At 64.4% G+C, this 18,522-nt stretch carries 16 protein-coding genes and 1 pseudogene; 7 read left to right on the top strand and 10 right to left on the bottom strand.

Translation table 11 applies throughout. The annotated features are described in order from the left end of the window. Positions 1–90 precede the first annotated feature (90 nt). Complete coding sequence (locus ACZ5B4_RS12365) at positions 91–576, top strand: plasmid pRiA4b ORF-3 family protein (protein WP_464911539.1); 486 nt, start codon at positions 91–93, stop codon at positions 574–576. A 473-nt stretch (positions 577–1,049) separates the two neighbouring features. Here ACZ5B4_RS12365 and ACZ5B4_RS12370 read toward each other — a convergent pair. The 4 genes and pseudogenes from ACZ5B4_RS12370 to ACZ5B4_RS12385 form a co-directional block, all read right to left on the bottom strand. Beyond that, positions 1,050–1,232: pseudogene (locus tag ACZ5B4_RS12370) on the bottom strand (transposase); the annotation flags it as partial. An 86-nt stretch (positions 1,233–1,318) separates the two neighbouring features. Then, the gene (locus tag ACZ5B4_RS12375; RefSeq protein WP_464911540.1) at positions 1,319–2,080 is read right to left on the bottom strand and encodes a hypothetical protein; all 762 of its coding nucleotides are present in this window, start codon (positions 2,078–2,080) and stop codon (positions 1,319–1,321) included. Positions 2,081–2,117: 37 nt separating this feature from the next. Next, positions 2,118–3,392 carry a serine--tRNA ligase gene (gene serS / locus ACZ5B4_RS12380; RefSeq protein ID WP_464911541.1) on the bottom strand — a complete coding sequence of 425 codons (1,275 nt, stop codon included), beginning with the start codon at positions 3,390–3,392 and terminating at the stop codon, positions 2,118–2,120. 106 nt (positions 3,393–3,498) lie between these two features. Next, positions 3,499–4,893, bottom strand: a complete 1,395-nt coding sequence (locus ACZ5B4_RS12385) for a dipeptidase (RefSeq protein WP_464911542.1) — start codon at positions 4,891–4,893, stop codon at positions 3,499–3,501. Positions 4,894–5,192: 299 nt separating this feature from the next. Here ACZ5B4_RS12385 and ACZ5B4_RS12390 point away from each other — a divergent pair, with 299 nt between their 5' ends. The 3 genes from ACZ5B4_RS12390 (at position 5,193) to ACZ5B4_RS12400 (ending at position 7,652) form a co-directional block, all read left to right on the top strand. Continuing rightward, positions 5,193–5,549, top strand: a complete 357-nt coding sequence (locus ACZ5B4_RS12390) for an ATP-dependent Clp protease adaptor ClpS (RefSeq protein ID WP_464911543.1) — start codon at positions 5,193–5,195, stop codon at positions 5,547–5,549. A 194-nt stretch (positions 5,550–5,743) separates the two neighbouring features. After that, the gene (gene mtaB / locus ACZ5B4_RS12395) at positions 5,744–7,042 is read left to right on the top strand and encodes a tRNA (N(6)-L-threonylcarbamoyladenosine(37)-C(2))-methylthiotransferase MtaB (RefSeq protein WP_464911544.1); all 1,299 of its coding nucleotides are present in this window, start codon (positions 5,744–5,746) and stop codon (positions 7,040–7,042) included. A 148-nt stretch (positions 7,043–7,190) separates the two neighbouring features. Then, the gene (locus tag ACZ5B4_RS12400; RefSeq protein WP_464911545.1) at positions 7,191–7,652 is read left to right on the top strand and encodes a hypothetical protein; all 462 of its coding nucleotides are present in this window, start codon (positions 7,191–7,193) and stop codon (positions 7,650–7,652) included. Positions 7,653–7,884: 232 nt separating this feature from the next. On the opposite strand, the gene rlmN is transcribed toward ACZ5B4_RS12400, so the two are convergent. The 6 genes from rlmN to ACZ5B4_RS12430 all read right to left on the bottom strand — a co-directional run bounded on the left by rlmN (position 7,885) and on the right by ACZ5B4_RS12430 (position 15,282). Next, the gene (gene rlmN / locus ACZ5B4_RS12405) at positions 7,885–8,949 is read right to left on the bottom strand and encodes a dual-specificity RNA methyltransferase RlmN (RefSeq protein WP_464911546.1); all 1,065 of its coding nucleotides are present in this window, start codon (positions 8,947–8,949) and stop codon (positions 7,885–7,887) included. A gap of 153 nt (positions 8,950–9,102) precedes the next feature. Continuing rightward, complete coding sequence (locus ACZ5B4_RS12410) at positions 9,103–9,477, bottom strand: TraR/DksA family transcriptional regulator (RefSeq protein ID WP_464911547.1); 375 nt, start codon at positions 9,475–9,477, stop codon at positions 9,103–9,105. 228 nt (positions 9,478–9,705) lie between these two features. Continuing rightward, a complete protein-coding gene (locus tag ACZ5B4_RS12415) occupies positions 9,706–11,283 on the bottom strand; it encodes a tetratricopeptide repeat protein (RefSeq protein ID WP_464911548.1) in 1,578 nt (525 codons plus the stop codon). 33 nt (positions 11,284–11,316) lie between these two features. Beyond that, positions 11,317–13,116: a CRTAC1 family protein gene (locus tag ACZ5B4_RS12420; protein WP_464911549.1), complete on the bottom strand. Its 1,800-nt coding sequence runs from the start codon at positions 13,114–13,116 to the stop codon at positions 11,317–11,319. Between the two features lie 192 nt (positions 13,117–13,308). After that, a complete protein-coding gene (locus tag ACZ5B4_RS12425) occupies positions 13,309–14,403 on the bottom strand; it encodes a DUF1559 domain-containing protein (RefSeq protein WP_464911550.1) in 1,095 nt (364 codons plus the stop codon). 366 nt (positions 14,404–14,769) lie between these two features. Then, positions 14,770–15,282 carry a carboxypeptidase regulatory-like domain-containing protein gene (locus ACZ5B4_RS12430; protein WP_464911551.1) on the bottom strand — a complete coding sequence of 171 codons (513 nt, stop codon included), beginning with the start codon at positions 15,280–15,282 and terminating at the stop codon, positions 14,770–14,772. Between the two features lie 470 nt (positions 15,283–15,752). Here ACZ5B4_RS12430 and recO point away from each other — a divergent pair, with 470 nt between their 5' ends. The 3 genes from recO (at position 15,753) to lptE (ending at position 18,494) form a co-directional block, all read left to right on the top strand. Next, on the top strand, positions 15,753–16,514 hold the full coding sequence (recO, locus tag ACZ5B4_RS12435; protein WP_464911552.1) for a DNA repair protein RecO: 762 nt from the start codon (positions 15,753–15,755) through the stop codon (positions 16,512–16,514). Further along, a complete protein-coding gene (locus ACZ5B4_RS12440) occupies positions 16,486–17,874 on the top strand; it encodes a tetratricopeptide repeat protein (RefSeq protein ID WP_464911553.1) in 1,389 nt (462 codons plus the stop codon). Before recO ends, ACZ5B4_RS12440 begins: the two co-directional genes overlap by 29 nt. Before the next feature lie 62 nt (positions 17,875–17,936). After that, on the top strand, positions 17,937–18,494 hold the full coding sequence (gene lptE / locus ACZ5B4_RS12445; RefSeq protein ID WP_464911554.1) for an LPS assembly lipoprotein LptE: 558 nt from the start codon (positions 17,937–17,939) through the stop codon (positions 18,492–18,494). Positions 18,495–18,522: the final 28 nt, after the last annotated feature.

The following is an 18,522-nucleotide window of genomic DNA, read 5'->3' on the forward strand; positions in this document are numbered from 1 at the left end:
GCGGCCGCCAAGCGGCGGAAGCCGAGCTGAACGCGATCAACATGCTCCCGGCCGCCATTCTTAATCGCACCTTTAGCGGAGGAATCTGAGATGCCGAAGGCCAAATCTGCGATTTCCAATCGCGTTTTTGTCTTCAAGGTCGCCCTGTCGGACCGGAAGGACGTCTGGCGGCGGATTGCCGTGCGCGCCAACCAGACGCTCGACGATCTCCACGAGGCCATCTTCGTCGCCTTCGACCGCGATGACGAGCACCTGTATTCGTTCTACTTTCCCAAGCCCGGGACCAAAGGTCGCAGTCGGCTCCGTGACGCGGTGGAATACTCTCATCCGTATATGAGCGAAGAGCCTGACCCGTTCGGCGAGGTGTCCCGGAATGCCGCCGAGGCCAAGCTGAGCAGCTTGGACCTGAAGCCCCGGCAGGTGTTCTTGTATCTGTTCGATTTCGGCGACAATTGGTGGCACGAGATTACCGTCGAGCAGATCGACGGACAGGCCGACAAGGGCGAATACCCCCGGCTGCTGGAGAGTCATGGGCAATCCCCGCCCCGATACCCCGACATGGAAGACGAGGAGTGACGAGGACCGGACGGAATCGCAATGCGAACCACGAAGCCGGAAAAGGGAAAGGTCGCCGGCCGACCATGCGGTAGTCGGTCAATGCCGCGGTCAAGAGCATCTACAAAAACCGTGAAGAATGCCGGCCGGGAGCGGAAAGTGCGGCCGCGCCGGAGCGTGGCCCTCCGAGCCGGGATGCGTCGTCGATCTCGAATTCGTCGAGCCTCCAGCGTGAGCTGGAGGTGTCTACGGCGCTGCCCAGGATTGGCCGACCGCCGGTGCCGGCAGTGCGCACCACCAGCTTACGCTGCCGGCTCCAGGGTTTGCATCTATGTTTGAAACCCCTGAACAATCCCTTCTATTAAAGCGCCGGGGAGCTTCGGCCCGGTGACTAAAGTCGCTCGGCGGATTAGAAGGGGAGCGGCAACGTTCCATCTCCTCCATCCCGCCCGGCGTCCGCGTCTATCGCCGGACGAGCGCGCACTATCTCCGCTCTATCCCGCCGCCGGGGACGACAACATCCGGAATAACGCCCTCCGGTGGATATAGATGTTTACCGCGCCGGCCATCGCCAAGGCGTATTGAAGGTTCTTGAAGATCCCCCGAAACCGCAGTTTCCTCCAACCGAACCGGTGCTTCATCACCCCGAACACGTGCTCCACCCGACATCGAATCGCGGACCTCCGCCGGTTTTTCCGCTACTGTTTCTCCGACAAGGGATGATTCCGCGGTCCGAAGCCGGTTCTTCTTGTTCGCTGCGGGGTCAGCGCTCGACCTTCTCCGCAGCGAGGGCGAACACCGCGGCGAACAGGTCGTCGGTATACGCGGAATAGCGCAATCCGAACCAGCAGTAAAGGAGCTTGCCGCCTCGCGGGGCGCTCGCCTTGTGCTCCAAGTACACGGCTGCCTGGCCGTAGCGGTCGCCTTCCGCGTCGCGGAGTTCGAGGAGCGGCACCACCACGTCCGCATCGGACAACTCCGCGCGGACCGGCGGGCGCCAGCGCGGATCTTCGTCGGGGAACGGGAACTCGGCGGGCAGGTTCTCCAGGTGTTCGCCGACGCGGACAATCCTCAGGGTCTTGCCTTGGGGAGGACGTTCCCAGCCGCCGCGCGGTCCGCCGACCGCGAGCGGCAGCCCGATCCGCCTCGCTCCGTCCAAGACGTTGCGCTCGCGGTCGTAGTGCATGGGCATGGGCCCGGTGGGTAGAAATACCAGCAGTCCCCCGCCCTGCAAGTAGCGGCGCAGGCCGTCCAGCACCGCGCCCGGCTGCTCCGTCCCGTGCTCCAAGGTCTCGTCGCCGGCGTAAACGACGATGGGTATCCGCCGGGCCGACTCCTCATTCAAGCCGGCGGTCCGGGCGGGGGAGAGAGACCGGGGCTGAAAGCCGTGCTCCAAGAGCCACAAGAGCAGGTCGGGAACGTCCCCCGGCGATCGACCGTTATGCTCGTCTCGGAGAAACCGGCTGTCAAGAGCCGCGAGACCCTCGAAGCAGGAATCGCGGAGCATCCGCCCCCGCAAGGTCAAGCCGCGCGGCCGCCGTTGCGCCGGTAGGCGGCGACGCTTATGCTCGCGTCGCGATTCGGTCTTTTCCCACCCATGCCCGCAAGACCTCGGGGATGAGCACGGACCCGTCGGCCTGCTGGTAGTTTTCCAAGATGGCGATCAATGCCCGGCTGACGGCCACGGCCGTGCCGTTGAGGGTGTGGACGAAGCGGGTCCCTTTTTCGCCTTTGGCGCGGTAGCGGATGTCCAAGCGGCGAGCCTGGTAGTCCGTGCAATTGGAGGTGCTGGTGATTTCGCCGAAGTCGCCTCGGCCGGGCATCCAGGCCTCCAGATCGTACTTGCGATAGGCCGGTCCGCCCAAATCGCCCGATGCCGTGTCGATCACCCGGTAGGGAATGCCGAGACCGTCGAAAATGCGGCATTCCAATGCGCGGAGATGCTCCAGCATGGCGTCGCTCTGCTCGGGCAAGGTGAAGGCGAACATTTCGACCTTGGTGAACTGGTGAACGCGGTAGATGCCGCGTGCGGCCCGGCCGTGGGCGCCCGCCTCCGTGCGAAAACAGTGGCTGATGCCCGCCATCTTGATGGGGAGCGACTCCGCCTCCAGGATGCGGCCCGCATAATAACCGCCCAACGTGATTTCAGCCGTCGCGATCAAGCTGAGATCGGAGTTTTCGATGCTGTAAATCTGCGTTTCCGGTCCCCGCGGCAGAAAGCCGATGCCCTCCAAGATGTCGTTGCGCGCCAGGTCCGGAGTCGTCATCGGAATGAAACCGTCCTGGAGCAGCACGTCCAAGGCGTAGCGTTGAAGGGCCAATTCCAGAAGGACGGCCTCGTTTTTCAGATAGTAAAAGCCGTGGCCGGTCACGCGTCCGGCGGCGTCGAAATCGATCAGATCCAACTTCTCCGCCAATTGGACGTGGTCCAGGGGCGGAAAGTCGAACTTGGGAATGGGGGTTGCGCCGCGGGCGATTTCCCGCGCAGCCTCTTCGCCGCCGCGAGGGGCATCGGGATGCGTCAGGTTGGGGATCAGCCGCAGCAGGGCATCGGCCTCCGCTTCGACGGCGTTCATTGCGCGTTCCGTCGCCGCCGCCTCTTCCCGCAAACGCCGTCCCTCTTCCTTCTTGGCCTGGCGCTCGGCTTCGTCGCGGCATTTCGCCAACGACTTGGCGATCTCATTGGCTCGGCGGTTACAGGCATCCCATTGCGACCGCAGGTCCCGGCGGCGATTCTCCAATTCGGCCAGCCGGTCCACGTCCACGTGGACGCCGCGCTCGGCGCAGTTGCGTTTGACCTCGTCCAGATGTTCCACAACCCAACGTCGATCCAGCATCACTCGCGTCTCCGTTATGAAGGGCGCCGACCTCTTCCTGCTCGGCCGGGCTCAGTTCGCGCTATCCGCGTGCTCGGGGGAAGCCCCGGGGGGCGGCATCCTCGGGTCACGTGGTTCTCGTTCCGTCGCTCGCCCGCCGCAATTCTTCCCACAGCCGTGCCGAGGCCGCCATGGCGCGGTGATAGGTTTGCACGGAATACTTTTCATTGGGAGCGTGGGCGTTGTCGTCCTCCTGGGCGAAGCCGATCAAGAGGACGTCCACCCCCAGCCGTTGTTGGAAGCGCGCCACGATGGGGATCGATCCTCCCTCGCGGATGGCGACCGGCGGATGGGGAAAGACCGCCGCCAGCGCCCGTTCCGCCGCCTTCATGTAAGGGCTGTCCAGCGGCGTCAAGACCGCCGGCGACGCATGCAGGTCGATGATTTCCAGCCGAATGCCCGGCGGGCAGAGTTGCCGCAAGCGGATTTCCAAGCCCTTGGCCACCTTGGCGGGGTCTTGGTGCGGGACCAACCGAAAGCTCAGCTTCGCGCCCGCTTGGCTGGGAATGACGGTCTTGGCGCCGGCACCCTGATAGCCTCCCCAGACGCCGCACACGTCGTATGTCGGCCTGGCCCAGCGACGCTCCAACACCGAGTAGCCCTTTTCCCCCACCGCCGCTCCCACGCCCAGCATTCGGAAATAGGCCTTTTCGTCGAAGGGCACCGCGCGAATCCGCGCCCGTTCCTCCTCGCTCAAGGGCACCACGTCATCGTAAAAACCGGGAATTTGGATGCGGCCGTGATCGTCGATCAAACCGGCCAGCATCGTGGCCAGGGCATTGCACGGATTGGTCACCGCTCCGCCGAAGGATCCGGAGTGCAGATCGCGATTGGGGCCCGTCAGGCGAATCTCGAAATAGGCGATGCCGCGCAAGCCGTAGGTGACGGCGGGCTGATCCGGGCCGGGCATCCCCGTATCGCTGATGACCACGCAATCGCACGCCAGACGCTCCGCCGCCTGATCGATGAACCGTTCCAAAAGGTGACTGCCGACCTCCTCCTCGCCTTCCACGACGAACTTGAAGTTCAGCGGCAGCCGACCGGCCGCCTCCTTCCACGCCCGAACCGCCAAGATATGCGGCAGGATTTGCCCCTTGTTGTCGCAAGCACCGCGGGCGAAGAAAGCCCCCCGGCGAATGCTCGGCTCGAAGGGCGGTGTCTCCCACAGCGAAGGGTCCTCGGCCGGCTGCACATCGTAATGCCCGTACACCAAGACCGTCGGCGCGCCTTCCACGCGAGGCGATTCCGCGTAAACGATGGGCCGATTCTCGCCGTCCACCAGCTCCACGGCGAAGCCCATCCGTTCGAAAAGAGCGGCCGTCCACCGCGCGGCCTCGCGGACGTCCTCGGCATGCCGGGGATCAGCGCTGACGCTGGGAATCCGCAGGTATTGAAGGAGCAAATCCTCCCATTCCGTGCGGTGCGTTTCCAGGTATTCCAAAACTTGCTGGATCTCGCTCATTGGATTCGTTATTCCCTACCTTATTCCCTGCCTTGGGGGGCGGATCGTCCGCGAGAACGAAGACTGCCCGGACCGTACGCGGCCCGGACCTCGGCGAAACGTTCCGTGACCGGTTGCCGGGCGACTGCTGCCGCGGACCGTGCCTTTCGGAACTTCTCGAAGCTGCAAAAACATCACTATAATGGGATTGTGACGTTTGGACTATCGGGACACGGGGGAGCGCGTGCCGGAGCCTGATCGCCGGGCGCGCTGGAAGCGTTGGGCGCGGGGCAAGCCGTGTTGAAGTCGAGGAGGCCGACGTGAGTCAGGCAGCCGACGCCGAGGGAGCTCCGGTCGCCGTGGAATCACGACCGGATCCCAAGGACCAAGAACGCAAAGAGCCGCGAGAGGTGCCGCGGTATCACGTCGTCTTGTGGAATGACGACGATCACACGTACGAGTACGTCATTCGCATGCTCGCGGCGCTGTTCGGGCACACCAAGGAAAAGGCGCTCCGGATGGCCAAGGAGGTCGATACGCAGGGACGCTGCATCGTGCTGACGACCACCCGGGAACACGCGGAATTGAAACGAGACCAGATTCACGCCTTTGGTCGAGATCCCCTGGTCCGCGGTTGCGCCGGCTCGATGACGGCCACGATTGAACCCGCCGAGTGACGGGGATCCGGCGAGCCTCCGAAGGGGCGGGCGGAGCACCCGGCCGAACGGCGACCGCCTTGGGGTGTTCTCCTCTGTGAGGCCCCAAAACGTCCCGGAACGCATTCGGCTTCGGCGTGAAGCGGTCGCAAAGGACCGGCCGAATTGCGGCCTTCCTAGTCTTTCCTTTTTCCCGTTTACCGTACCATTCACCCATGCCGACACTCAAAACGATCACGCTGGGCTGCAAAGTCAATCAATACGAGACGGAGTATCTTCGCCAGGGTTTCCTGCAATTGGGATATCAGGACGCGGAAGAGGACGTCCCCGCCGATCTGTATATCTTCAACACCTGCACGGTGACGCACCAAGCGGACGCCGAGTGCCGCAAGATCCTCCGCCGCTTGGCACGCGAGAATCCGTCCGGTGAAATCATCGTGATGGGCTGCTTCGCGACCAAGGCGGCCGATCAGGTCCGCGAATTCCCGGGCGTCAGCGAAGTCATTACCGATAAGCGCCGCATGGCGGACGTGCTCGCCAAACGCGGATTGGTCCAGGTGCCGAGCGGAATCTCGCAGTTCGCGCGGCGGCACCGCGCGTACGTCAAGGTGCAAGACGGCTGCTTCCTGCCGTGCAGCTACTGCATCATCCCGCAAGTGCGACCCGAAGTCTGGAGCCGTCCCGTCGCCGAAATCGCGGATGAGGTGCGCAGACTGGCGGACGCGGGGTACCGGGAAGTGGTCTTGACGGGCGTGCACCTGGGGCTGTTCGGCCACGATCGACCGCGGGAGGAACGGGTCGATTTGGCGGGCCTGGTGGAACGGTTGATCGGCGTCCGGGACGGCTTCCGCATCCGTCTTTCGAGCTTGGAGGTCAACGAGGTTTCGGAGCGGCTGCTGGCCGTGATGGCCGCCCATCCCGACCGGGTCTGCCCGCACTTGCACATCCCGCTGCAAAGCGGTTCGCCCTCCGTCCTGCGGCGGATGCGGCGGCGTGCGTCGATGGGGTACTTTTTCGATCGCTACGAACGGGTGCAGGAATTGCTGCCGCTTCCCGCCCTCTCGACCGACGCCATGGTCGGTTTTCCCGGCGAGACGGAGGAAGACTTCGAGGCGACGTGCCGCGCGGTGGAGCGGATCGGCTTCGTCAAAGTGCACGTCTTTCGCTTCAGCCCCCGCGAGGGGACTCCCGCCGCCGACATGCCCGATCAGGTACCGGAGGCCGTCAAGCGCGAACGGGGGCAGCGGTTGGATCAGACGGCCCAACAATCGCGCCGCCGCTACATCAGCCGGCTTCTGGAGACCGAAGTGCAGGTCTTATTGGAAGACGAAACCGGTCCGGCGTCGCCGGTTTGTCCCGATCGTCTTCTCGGCATGTCCGACCGCTATGTCCCAACGGCCTTGCCCGCCGGATCCGGCAAGCCCGGCGAGTTGATCTCCGTGCGTTTGACGGGCTGGGACGGCGAATTCTTGCACGGCGAGGCTTTGGTGCCGACGGGAAATCGAGAGACTTGACAACTCGCTCCCGGCGCGTTCGAATAGGCATGGAACGTATGAGCGGAAGCGATCGGCGGTTCGGCTGCGGAAGCGAACCGGCTTCCAGCCCGACGGGAGGAAATGAGGCTCGTTTTTTGGAAATCGGCTTGGAGAGGGGGAACGAATCATGAAGCGACTGATGGCGGTGATGGCGGTGGTGGGAATGCTGGCTTTGGCGGTGGGTTGCCCGAAAAAGGTCGAGGAACCCGCGGCCCCCGCCGCGGGATCGGCGGGATCGGGAGCGGTGGAACAACCGGCCGCGGCGCAACCCGAGGCGGAACAACCTGCCGTGGAACAACCCGCGGAACAGCCGGCCCAAGAACAACCGGCGGAGGAAACGGCGCCCGGTACGGTCCCGCAGATCGAGTTCCCCAGCACGCCTCCGGCGGCCCCGGCGGAGCAACCGGCCGAGCAGCCCGCGATGGAGCAGCCGGCGGAACAACCCGCTCCGGCACCGGCCGAAGAGCAGCCTGCTCCTCCCCCGGCCGAGCAACCGGCTCCTGCGGAGCAACCGGCTCCTGCCGAGCAGCCTGCTCCTGCCCCGGCGGAACAACCGGCTGAGCAGCCCGCTCCCCCGCCTCAACAATGAGCGCTGAGGGAAGGCTCGTGCCGGCAGTTGCCGACCGTGCTTTCGGTCGGTAGGCAGGTACTGTAGCCTCCCCCGCGACATACCGTCGATAGTGAATCGCTTCGGGCCGACGATCCGATCGTCGGCCCGATTTTTTTGCGCATTCGGGCTTTTTGCGCATTCGGGGGCGCAAGGGTTCCGCTGCGTTTTCCCCTCGGCACCGTGCCGGCCGCAGTTCACGTACCGCGGAGACTCATGTGGTCTCTTGAACGATGGGCAGGTTCGCCGTTTGGCTCCGGATGCGCCGCAGTTGACCGCAGGCCGCGTCGATGCTATCGCCCTTGCGGTAGCGGACGGTCACCTGGATGCCCGCCGAATCCAGAATCGCGGCGAACTGCCGTACCTCGCTGCGGTGCGGCGTGCGATACGGCAACCCCTGAATGGGATTGAAGGGGATGAGGTTGACCAAGGCGTTGCGGCCGCGGAGGAGCTCGGCCAAGGCCTCGGCGTGATGCGGGCGGTCATTGACGTCGGCCAAGAGTACGTATTCGTAGGTCACGCGACGCCCCGTCTTTTCGAAGTAATAGTCGGCCGCTTCCAAGATCGCCCGTATTCCCACCTTTTCGTTGGTGGGGACGATGCGGCTGCGGAGTTCGTCGTCGGGTGCGTGCAACGACACGGCGAGGTGATAGGGAACGTCGCGATCGGCCAATCGGCGAATGCCGCCGGGTACGCCGACCGTGGAGATGGTGACCCGTCGGGCGCTGATCCGCAAGCCGTCCCGCCGCGTGGCCCAGTTGAGAGCTTGGAGCAAGCGTTCCAGATTTGCCAGCGGCTCGCCCATTCCCATGACGACGATATGGGTCAGCCGTTCATCGGGACCGAGCAGGCGTCGCAGTTGCAGCAATTCCTCGAAGATTTCGCCCGCCGTCAAGTTGCGAACCAAGCCGTCGAGGCCGCTGGCGCAAAAGACGCAGCCCATCGCGCAGCCCACCTGCGTGCTGATGCAGGCCGTGCGATTCCCTCGGTCGTCCCGCAATAGGACGCATTCGATGTGCTCGGCGTCGGCGGTCTTGAGGAGCAGTTTTTCGGTGCCGTCGACGGAAGTCCGGTGGGCGACGGTCTGCATGGACCAGATGAAAAAGTCCTTGGCCAATTGGGTCCGCAAGGCCTTGGGGACGTCGCTCATCTGTTCGAAGGGCACGCCCGGCGCGTTGCACACCCAATGCCCGACTTGACCCGCTCGAAAGCACGGCTGCCCGTGCTGCGTAAGCCATTCCTTGAATTCCGAGACGCGGAGGTCGAGAAAGTGCTTCATGGCAAGAGGACGAGTTGCAATCAGAAGAGATGCATGAGTGGGGCCGTCGAGCCCGTCCCTTCATTTTTGCGTGCGGATTCCGGGAATCCAGATCTCGGCCCGCCCTCCGCATCCGGCTAGGCTCCCGCCCGTGGGCTGCGAGGGCCGTGCCCCTCACTCCTCGGCCTTCTCATCCGCCGCGGCGCATTTGACGCAGAGGGATGTGAAGGGAATCGCCTTGAGTCGCGCCTTGGGGATCCGCTCGCCGCACGCCTCGCAGGTGCCGTAGCTCCCGTCGTCGATGCGTTTCAGGGCGTGCTCCACCATTTCCAGGGAACGGTTTTCGTTCTCCATCAACGACATCGTGAACTCTTGTTCATAGCTGTCGCTGCCGGACTCGGCGGGATGAATGGGGGCGCCGCCCCGCGTCGCGCCGTTTTCCTCGGATTGTGATCGAGCGGCTTCGGACAAGTAGCGCATGTTGCCCACCAGTCTTTCTCGCAACGCCAACAAATCCTTCCGAAAGCCCTCGAGTTCCTCTTTCTTCATACGCCGCGCCTCGCAGTCCGCGCAAGGAATTGTGCCGAGTCATGCCCGAACTCTCGATTCTAGGCGAGCACCGCCGCAGTGTCAAACGACACGGAATCGCGAATCGCGTCGCTTGCGACCTCGGCCGGCGGTCCGCGCAGCCTACCGGCAAAGAGGGAATGCGAGGCACTCCGTTTTTCGGCTCGGCGGCTTTGCGCTTTTCGCGCGGTAGGTGCGTTCGCACCGCGATCATCGCTCGGGCGGCGCGGCGCCGTTGGGCGCGGAGCCCGAGCCGCTCCCACGAATCGCGGCCGAAACACGCCGGATTTCGGGATTGTCGGGTTCCAACTCCAGGGCCTTGCGGAGGGCTTCGTCGGCGCCCGCCGCATCCCCGTTTCGGAACCGCGCCCAGGCCAACAGAGCGTAATTCATGCCGTTGGGCCGGTGCTCCACCACGAATTGGGCGGACTGCACCGCCGCGTCCAAGTCCTGTCCCAAGGCGGCCAGGAACCGCGCCCGCGCGGCGTGGACTTCGATGCCGTCGGGCCAGCGTCGGCAGGCTTCTTCCAGGGCGTTCTTCGCGTCTTCCGGGCGTTTGGCGAGGGCATAGGCTTGGGCCTGCGCCAGCATCCAGCGCGGGTTCGACGGATCCACGCGAAGCAATTCCTCGAAGATCGCCAGGGCATCGGACCAGCGGCCCTCATCCATCATCAGACCGGCCGCCAGTTCGCGGGCAGGTACGCCGGAGGGATCGAACGCCGCCGCGCGCAGCCACAAGCGCTCCGCGATACGCGGCAGGCCGCGGGCCAGGTAAATGCGGGCGGCGTCCGTGTAAATGATGGCCGCATTGATCTTCATCTCCTTGAAATCGTCCCGGCCCATCTCCATACCCTGCTCGTGCGGATCGCGACGCTTCATCAACTTCTGGTAGCGGGCAAGATGCTCTTGCGAAGCGGAGCGGTCGCCCAGGCGGAGGCAGACGCGGGCGAGCGCGTAGCACGCCTCGGCATAGTCGGGATAGACGCGGAGGGCGTCTTCGTAGGCCTTGCGGGCGTTCGCCCAGTCTTCCAGCAGCGTGTACGCTCGCCCCAGCAAGAAATAGCCGTGCGCCCGCGGATCGAGCTTCAGATAATCCTTCAGGGCGTCGACGGCCTCTTGCGGGCGGCTTTCATTGATGAAGGCTTCGGCCAAGATGTCTCGGGCGCGAAAGGAGTAGGGGTCGGCTTCGACGGCCTGCTGCGCATGCTCGATCGCCTCGGCGTGCCGGCCGCGTTTGGCCGCCACCGAGGCCAAGCCTACGTGGGCATGGACGTAACGCGGTTCGCGTTCCAGGCATTGCCGCCAAATCTGCTCGGCTTCCTCGGACTTGCCCAACCAATCCAGGAATCGCGCTTTCATTTCCAGACAATCAAGATTGTCCGGACTCCACCGCACCAGTTCCTCGATCACGGCGCGGACTTCGGCGATCAACTCGGCGGTGGACTGCGGCAACGATGCCTCGGCGGGAGTCGCGACGGAGGGCGACTCGCCGGGGGCCTCCGCGGCGGGCACGACGCCGGGCGTTTGGGACAGGGTGGGGAGCGGCAGCGACGGTGCCGCGTGCTCAGTTGCAGCAGCGGGCGGCGACTCGGCTTGCGACGCAGCTCGTGTCGCAGCGGGCGGACGCGGCTCATTCTCCGGGCGGCGACAACCGCTTGTCATCGGCAAAGCGGAGCCGACCATCGCTAAGCCCGCCACGACCGCCATGCGCCAGCGAAACCGGTCCGGCGACCGGCGCAGGGTGGAGGGCGGGAACTTGCTTTTCGCCATGATTCGCACTTGGTCCATGCCGAGCGTACCTATTCCCAAATTCACGGGCCGTCAGCGTGCCGAACCCGGCTCATCGGCCAGGATTGTGCCGCCTTCCTCGATGGTGAGCCGGCGATCGACGGGCAGGTTCTCCAGCACATCCACGCCGCCGCCCAGCCAGCGGATTTCCAAGCGATCCACGCGGTCGTGCTTTCCCAGGCCGAAGTGCAATCGCGTCCCGAAATGGCCTTGGTAGCCCCGGCCGGCGTGCACTTCGTCGAGCTGCCGCAAGTCGCCCGCCGTCACGATCACGTGCGACCCCACGCCGTCGCGATTGGACCGCCTGCCGACCAGGCGGATTTGCAACCAATGGTTGTCGTTGACCGATTCATTGCGAAGCACGGTAGCCGGCCGGCGGGAGTTGAGGATGACCGCGTCGATGCGGCCGTCGTTGTCGAAGTCGTCGAACGCCGCCCCGCGTCCCACGGATGCGGTTTGGAAGGCGTCGCCGGCTTGGGCCGAGACGTCGATGAACTTGCCGTTGCCTTGATTGAGGAGGAGGACGGGCGGAGCCGCCAGCGACGTGGTATCGTCCAGCAATTCGATGTTGTCGATCAGGTGGCCGCGGACGTAGAAAATGTCCTTGTGACCGTCGTTGTTGACGTCCACGAGGGCGCACCCCCATGTGACGTGGTTGAAGGATGTGGTGCCCGCCCCCGTCTGCTGGGTCACGTCATCGAAGAGGTCGTCGCCCAAGTTCTTGTACAGGGTCGCCCATTGCCCTTGGTAGGAAGTGACGAAGAAGTCGAGCAGGCCGTCGTTGTCGAAGTCGCCGCAATCGGTGCCCATGGCGCCGTGGGCCAAACCGGCGGAATCGAACGCCACGCCCGCCAACAGGCCGACGTCCTCGAACTTTCCCGTACCGTCGTTTTTGAGCAGGGAATTGCCGGGCGGTCCGTCGCTGAGGACGAGGATATCGGTGTCGCCGTCGTTGTCGTAGTCGGCGGCCACGATGCCCATGCCGCGACCTTGGTGCCGATCGACGCCGGCCTCCTCGCTGATGTCGCTGAAGGTGCCGTCGCCGTTGTTGCGGAAGAGGTTGTCCGGCCAATGACGGAAGCGCGAGGGATCGGGATAAATTTGCAGGCCTTTCCAACTGGCGGTCACTCCCATGTCGGGAGAAAAGGCGAGATAGTTGGCCACGTAAAGGTCGAGCAGGCCGTCACCGTCGGCGTCGAGGAAACAGACGCCCGCCCCGGCCTTTTCAGGATGCGCTAACCGCGTGCCTGTCTTCTCCGTAACGTCGCTGAAGGTGCCGTCGCCGTTGTTGCGGTAGAAGACGTTGGGGCCGTAGTTGGAGATGTAGAGGTCCGGCCGGCCGTCCGCGTCGTAATCGCCCACCGCCACTCCCAAGCCGTAGCCGGTGTCGCCCACGCCGGCGGCGTCCGTCACGTCGCGGAACCGGAAACCGCCCAAGTTTTTGTAAAGGCGATTGCGGGGCGCATCGTTCGCGACGGCGCCGGGCAAAGGCGCGCCGTTGAGGAAATAGATGTCGATCAGGCCGTCGTTGTCGTAGTCGAACGAGGCCATGCCCGAGGCCACGGTTTCCACAATGTGGTGCCGCCCGCTGCTGCCGTCCGTGTGAACGAAGTCGATTCCCGAAGAGGCGGTAACGTTGCGAAACAGCACCTTTTCCTCGGCGTAGGACCGGCAACGGGGTGAGAGCAGCGCGGCAACGAGCAGGCCGGCGACGGCGGGAATCGCACGGCACGGCCCCCGCGACAAGGCGGGAAACCGGCCTCGTCGGAAGGCTTCGCGGTCGCAGGTTCTCTTCGAGCGCGAATCTCGAACGTGGGAACAAATCGCTTTCATGGCACGGCGACATCGATGAGAGTTCGGGACGGAAACCGCAGGGATTCAAGCCGGCCCATGCTACCGGTCCCCAATCCGCCGGCGCCGCGGCCGAATCCCTTTCCGGTTATTTTAACCGGAAGTAAAAAAGAAAACCCCGATCCGGCGAAGGATCGGGGCGAGGAAGACTTCGGGAAGTGCAAGCGGGCCAGGTCAGAAGTTGTTGATCGTTTCACCGGCCATGCGGGTACCCAAGGCTCCCCACACGCCGTACGGGCTGGGACCGCCGCCGACTTCCGGCGCCGCCAAGTTACCGGTGTCGATCGTATCGCTGATGAAGCGGACCGAACCGTCCGCCATGGCGGCATTCACACCGCCCGGGTGATAGCTGTCCGGCGGCAGCACGTGGTCTTCACCCCACTCGGAGGACGCGCCCTTGCAACCGATCGAGTTCGGAGGGAGCACGGTGCTGAAACCGGTCGCCACGCAGGCGCCCCAGCCGTAATGGACGCCGCGAATCTCGCCGATTCCCGGCGCGGCGGCGGTGATGGTGTTGTTCGGACCTTTGAAGGTCAAGCAGTATCCGGGGTTGCCGCGCAAGGTGCCTTCCCCGACGTTCTCGACATAACTACCATGCGTCTCGCGGACGTCGAACCGCGTGGAGACCACGATCTCGCTCGCGGCGATGGTGTTGCTGGAACCGTCTTTGATGCCGGAGAATCCGATGAAGCTGTCGGCGCCGAAGATGCCGCGAGGGTTGCTCTTGCCGCGCCAGTTCGTGTTGATGTCATCGCCCCAGCAGAAGACGTACGAGTTGTCGCCTTGCCACCAGTAGGGCCGGCCGTCGTCGCGAATCTTGCCGGCGGCTCCGTCCGAGGGGCAAAGGATGGACGGTACCTGCACGTGATGCGGCTGGAAGTTCCATCCGTACCAAGGCACCGGACCCCAGGCGTTGTAGGCGGGGCTGGCTTGCGGCGACGCCCACAGGTTGTAGAGCGACGTTTGTTCGAGATACGGGAGCAACATCACGAACGCGCTCAACCCGCCGTAGGTGCACGTCTGCTCGTTGCCCGCCTGCGTGCCTTGGCTAAGGCTGGGGAACACATTGTGGGCATCGTGGTAGTTGTGCAGCGCCAATCCGATTTGCTTGAGACTGTTGGTGCATTGCGACCGCCGGGCGGCTTCCCGGGCGGCTTGGACGGCGGGCAGCAACAGCGCAATCAAGATCCCGATGATGGCAATTACCACCAAAAGTTCGACCAGGGTAAAACCCCTGATCCAATTCCGCCATGACCTTTTACGTACCACGACATCACCTCTCTTCCCAAAAACAACGGATGACTCGACGCGACGGATCCGCGGCTGCCGAGCGAGGAACGATCACTCTCTAAGGAACCATACGTTACGGCAGGCGCGGATCAACCGAAAAGCAATTGCTTCGCCTGGGGGGAAGGCCTTCGGAGGGCGTGGCCGCCGGAAAGGGGAAGTCAAAATCCGCTCTCTCGCCGCGATTGGACGCAAGCCTTCTCCATTCATAGTAACAGGCTCGCGGCGGCTTGGATTCGGAAAAAAAAAGAATCCGCGGAAAATTCAGGAAAGCGCACCGGCGCCATTTTTCCGCGGAAGATTTTAGCTGTGAATTTGTCGGCTTATCTCGCCGATGGTCTCGCCGAATCAACGGCTGGAAAGCTCGAAGGTGAAGGTGTTATCACTGCCTGTCTTGACTTCGGCCGTCAATCCGGAGGTATCGGCGGAGTTGTACTTGGCGGGCACGATGTTCGCCGCTGCAGCGGCTGCGGCCGTCCCGCCTTGAGCTTGCGCTTTGATGCGAGCGGCATCCTCGGGACTGATGCTGCCGCCCATCGCCCGCGGGTCTTGGGAAGGCGCCGACGCGGCCGCGGCCACCGGCTTGGAAACCGCGACGGCGTACGAGCCGGGAAGGGCGCCGTCACCGGGATTCAAGGTTGTCAGTGTGAAGCGCCCGTTCTCATCGGTGGTCCCGAACGCGGCGCGTGCCCCTTCCGACTTCGGGGAAAAGGTCACCGTGGCTCCCGGCAAGGGAGTTCCGTCCAACGTGACGGTGCCGGTTACCTTGACGGTATTCAGTTTCGCGCCGCCGCCTTTGGGACAGCCCGCGGCCGCAATCAAACCCGCCACGCAAATCAATCCCAAGCAAACACGCAACATGGCAGACCTCCGCAATACGAAAGGGACGTGATGGACACCTCGCAGGGGGCGGCTTTGCGGCGACGCGCGATTCCTCGATCGAAAACCGCGGCGTACCGTTGAGATCACCGCGCGGCCGTCCCCCTCTCCCGACGATCGGCCGCACGTCGCCGAGACACGGGCGACGGCCGAGGGTTTCGGTCGACGGCGCTCAATATAGGCGGGCAAGTTGCAAGGCGTCAAGCGGCGAGACGAAATCCGCCGGTTGCGGCGGGGGTGTTTCCGCGATGCGAGCGTGACGCGTTCGGCCGGGCGTCGCCTACCGGCGTCCAAAGTTGCCCGCTGCGACCGTCTCTCGTTGCAGCCTCGAGGCAGCCTCGAGCGTTATCATGAAACGGAGGCCGGGTGCACGGCGAGGCGGCCTTGCTTGTGTTGAATCGCCGTCGAAGCTCGGCATCTTAACCGGATTGAAGAGTCTCTGCCACGCCACGATGAGTACCGAGAAGGCCGTCGCCCTGGTTTTGCGAACCCACGACTTCAGCGAAAGCAGCGTCGTGGCCCACCTCTATACCCGGGAATTCGGAAAGATACGCGTTTTAGCCAAGGGAGCGAAACGGCCGAAAAACCCCTTCGACTTCGCTCTTGACCTCTTGGCCCTTTGTCGAATAGTCTTTCTCCGCAAATCGACCGAGGGACTGGACTTGCTGACCGAGGCCAAGCTGCTGCGGCGTTTTCGCGTGGAACGCGAGAACCTGCCGGGGCTGTACGGGGCCTATTACGTGGCGGAGTTGTTGCATGCTTTGACCCACGATTACGACCCCAACCCGCCCTTGTTCGATTTGGCCGTGGAGACCGTCTCGGCGCTCCAGAACACGCCTCGGCCGGCGTGGCGCGTCGCGCGTTTCGAGTGGCAGCTTTTGGACTTGCTCGGGCATGGCCCCAGCTTGGATGTATGCGTGGGATGCGGCGAACCTCTGGCGGAAGGGGATCGGGGGCGACTGTACTTCGGGGTCCACGACGGCGGCGGCGTTTGCCCGCGCTGTCGCCCCGGTCGGCGCAATGTGGTGACGTTGCGGGCGGAGACTTGGAGGGCGATCCGTGCGTTGGCTTCCCATGAAGAGGAGGCCGTCGAGGGCCGAGAGATACCGCCGCCGGTCCGGGGGGAACTGCGGGGCGTGTTGAATCAGTTGATCTGTCACTTGTTGGGCCAAAGGCCGCGGATGCATGAATACCTGGCGATGCTTCCTTGGTAGTCGCGGATGCTCCGGCACGCCCGGTTGCCGCGCCCGGCTCGCGATCGTGCTGGGCGGGTTGGCCTGTCTCGTGGTGCCGGCCCTGGCGGGTTGCCGCAGCATGTTGGAGTTGCCCGCCTCCGCCCGCGATTCCGGCTACCAAACCGCCGCGCCGGAAGACGAGGGGGGCTGGCTGTTTCGCCGGCTGACCGGGCAAAAATCCTCGGCCGGCGAAACGACGACGCGAACCGAGACGGCCGCGGTCGGGGCCGGCCGTCGCGCCGATCCGGTCCCGGCGGATGCGCAGACCGTTTCGGCGGTGAATGCCCCGCAACCGATCCCGGCGGGCGAAGATGCCCTGGTCCTCTCCACCAGCGACGTGCCCGTCGAAAAGGAGGAAAAGTGGGGCCTGCTCGATCTGCCCGAGCGGTTGGTCGGATTGTTCCAGCCGAAACGCGACGAGGTCCTGGCCCGGCGGCTATACCAAGAGGGTGTCGAGGCCTATCGGGAAAGGGATTACGTCACGGCGGCGGCGCGATTCCAGAAGGCGGCCGCCCACTGGCCCGACTCTCCCTTGGAGGAAGACGCCCTCTTCTACCTGGGTGAGTCGTACTATTTTCTCGACCGCTACGCGAAGGCCAATGAGGCCTACGACGGATTGCTGAAGAAATACGAATTCACGCGGTATTTGGATACGGCGGTACGGCGGCAGTTCGCCATCGGCCGGTATTGGGAGCAGGTGGAAGCCGCGCGGCCGTCGTTCCTCGGGTTGGTCCAGCTCAGCGATCCCACCCGGCCCAAGTTCGACACCTGGGGCCGGGCCTTGAAGGCCTACCAAAGCGTCCGGCTGTATGATCCCACCGGCCCGTTGGCCGACGACAGCCTGCTGGCTACGGGCAACGCCTATTTCCTCAAGGGTCGCTACGAGGAAGCCGCTTTCAACTACGACCTCATCCGCAAGGACTACCCGCGGAGCGAATACGTCATTCCCGCCTCGCTTCTGGGAATCAAGTCCTACACGTTGGCCTACCAGGGACCGATCTACGACGGCACGCCCTTGGAAAAGGCCGAGGAAATCTCGGACGAAATCCTCGCGCTCTATTCCACGGAGTTGGGCGACGATCGCATCAAGTTGATCGAGGAAAAGAACCGTATCTACGAAGAAAAGGCGATGCGGGACTACGCGATCGGTCAGTATTACGATGCCCGCAAGTACTACGGCGCGGCCCGCTACTATTACCGTTTGGTCCTGAAGGATTTCCCGAACAGCAAGGCGGCGGTCATGGCGGCGCAGCGGATCCGCCGCATCGACGGTCTGCCCGATAAGCCCCCCGATCGCTTTCCGTGGCTGACGCGATGGTTCCAGACCAAAGACGATTGACGCGAGCAGCGATGAGCGACGGCGCGAGACGCAACGGACACCGGCGGAAGCAGCCGCCGTTCATGCCGCGAACCGCCGCGACTGCCGGTGCCCCGGCCCGCGGCTTCCTCGTCGTCGCGGCCGCGTGGCTGCTGTTTGCGGCCGGTTGCGCGGGCTACTTCGTGGGCAACGCCACCCTCTTCCGCCCGGATATCCAAACCATCTACGTGCCCATGTTCCAGTCGGCCAGTTTCCGGCCCGGCCTGGGCGAGCGGCTGACGGAGGCCGTCGTCAAGGAAATCGAACTCCGAACCCCGTACAAGGTCGTCGGCTCCCTGGAGAAGGCCGACAGCATCTTATCCGGTCGCATCGTCAGCGAGACCAAGCGGACGGTCGTGGAAAACCGCTACGACGATCCCCGCGAGACGGCGGTGCAGCTTCAGGTGGAAGTCCAGTGGGTGGACCGGCGGGGCCGGGAATTGACGCCCATGCAGGCCGTCCCCTTGCCGCCCGAGATGGCCCGCATCGCCGCCGAGGCCACGCTCGTGCCCGAGGTCGGGCAGTCCGTTGCCACCGCCCACCAAACCGCCGTCGAGCAACTGGCGCGGCAGATCGTGGGCATGTTGGAAACGCCGTGGTAGCCGCCCCCGGCCCCGCCTTCGATATTCC

This window comes from Thermogutta hypogea, assembly GCF_055386265.1.

Excerpts from the sequence above, each read along its gene's own strand:
- ACZ5B4_RS12420 (WP_464911549.1), bottom strand. The coding sequence starts at position 13,116 with ATGAAAGCGATTTGTTCCCACGTTCGAGATTCGCGCTCGAAGAGAACC.
- rlmN (WP_464911546.1), bottom strand. The coding sequence starts at position 8,949 with ATGAAGCACTTTCTCGACCTCCGCGTCTCGGAATTCAAGGAATGGCTT.
- ACZ5B4_RS12410 (WP_464911547.1), bottom strand. The coding sequence starts at position 9,477 with ATGAAGAAAGAGGAACTCGAGGGCTTTCGGAAGGATTTGTTGGCGTTG.
- ACZ5B4_RS12440 (WP_464911553.1), top strand. The coding sequence starts at position 16,486 with ATGAATACCTGGCGATGCTTCCTTGGTAGTCGCGGATGCTCCGGCACG.
- ACZ5B4_RS12365 (WP_464911539.1), top strand. The coding sequence starts at position 91 with ATGCCGAAGGCCAAATCTGCGATTTCCAATCGCGTTTTTGTCTTCAAG.
- ACZ5B4_RS12430 (WP_464911551.1), bottom strand. The coding sequence starts at position 15,282 with ATGTTGCGTGTTTGCTTGGGATTGATTTGCGTGGCGGGTTTGATTGCG.
- mtaB (WP_464911544.1), top strand. The coding sequence starts at position 5,744 with ATGCCGACACTCAAAACGATCACGCTGGGCTGCAAAGTCAATCAATAC.
- ACZ5B4_RS12385 (WP_464911542.1), bottom strand. The coding sequence starts at position 4,893 with ATGAGCGAGATCCAGCAAGTTTTGGAATACCTGGAAACGCACCGCACG.
- recO (WP_464911552.1), top strand. The coding sequence starts at position 15,753 with ATGAGTACCGAGAAGGCCGTCGCCCTGGTTTTGCGAACCCACGACTTC.
- ACZ5B4_RS12415 (WP_464911548.1), bottom strand. The coding sequence starts at position 11,283 with ATGGACCAAGTGCGAATCATGGCGAAAAGCAAGTTCCCGCCCTCCACC.
- lptE (WP_464911554.1), top strand. The coding sequence starts at position 17,937 with ATGCCGCGAACCGCCGCGACTGCCGGTGCCCCGGCCCGCGGCTTCCTC.
- serS (WP_464911541.1), bottom strand. The coding sequence starts at position 3,392 with ATGCTGGATCGACGTTGGGTTGTGGAACATCTGGACGAGGTCAAACGC.
- ACZ5B4_RS12400 (WP_464911545.1), top strand. The coding sequence starts at position 7,191 with ATGAAGCGACTGATGGCGGTGATGGCGGTGGTGGGAATGCTGGCTTTG.